The sequence below is a fragment of the Mesorhizobium sp. P5_C1 genome (assembly GCF_054049815.1).
Map to the genome: position 1 here is coordinate 1 of NZ_JBFULQ010001093.1, position 1029 is coordinate 1029.

Annotated in this window: 1 pseudogene; it reads right to left on the bottom strand. The window is 59.3% G+C overall.

The features are described 5' to 3' along the window. Nucleotides 1-245: 245 nt before the first annotated feature. Nucleotides 246-1029, bottom strand: a pseudogene (locus ACXJ7R_RS34105) (hypothetical protein); the annotation flags it as partial.

Genomic DNA, 1029 nt, shown 5'->3' on the forward strand with positions numbered 1-1029 from the left:
GGGTTATGTCGGCGGTCGCGATCTTGCCGATTTCCGCGAACGCGCCACTTTTGTACGCATATCCAACGCCGGACTTCGTGAAAGCCACGCCCATGACGTCACGATTACCCGCGAAAGCCCGAATTATCCCGGCGGACTCTGACGTCATGAAAAAGCTGTTTGATTTGAAATAGTTACGCTGATGCGATCTACGCGTCCCGCGCCTAGAAGCCTTACTGCGATATTTCGCAATCCGCCGTCGTATGTCAGTGGTCCTGCTGGCCACTGCTGCGCGGAGCTACGTCCATACCGGGAGCGATGCCTGGACTGATCTGCTCTGGAGATGAGGCCGGGCTCGCCCTAGGCACTGGAATCGATTCCGTTGCAGGGTGTGCTCCGGCCCTGTCGGCCAAACAACCCGGTCGCGACACCGAGCCGTACCAAAGCTCGGAAAACCTGGCTGCAACATCTGATCGCACGCGATCGAACCAGTTTCGGTGATCGGTTCCTGTAACCGGCCGGATTGTCACCGTTGCCGTCATGCCGGAAACGAGGGGCACACCCGCCGGAACGTAGTCGATGGCGATGCGGACTGGCACGCGTTGCGCGAGGCGTACCCAGGTGTAGATAGGATCGACGTTGGGCAGCCCTTGGGTGCCTGGGGCAGCGTTCGATACGCTGATGCCCCGGGTGATTGTTTCCACGTGTCCAAGGATCGGCTCGGCGTAACCCATCAGCTTCGCCTCGGCGCGATCGCCAAAGCAGATCCGCGCCATTTTCGTTTCCTCGAAATAACCATCGATCCAAAAGCTGTCGGAATCGATCACGGAGATATTGGTCACCCCTGTGGGCGCATAGTTGCCCACCCGCAGCAGCAGATTGGTCACATAGCCGCTGACGGGACTGACGACCTTGGTCCTCGTGAGGTTTAGTTCGGCCTGGGTTCGCGACCGCTCGACGATACGCCTGTTGTTTTCGATCAACGCATTGGTTTCGTTGGCAAGCGGTTCGATCTCGGCCGGAAACTGGCCGTCGAGCCTGTGCGCCGTG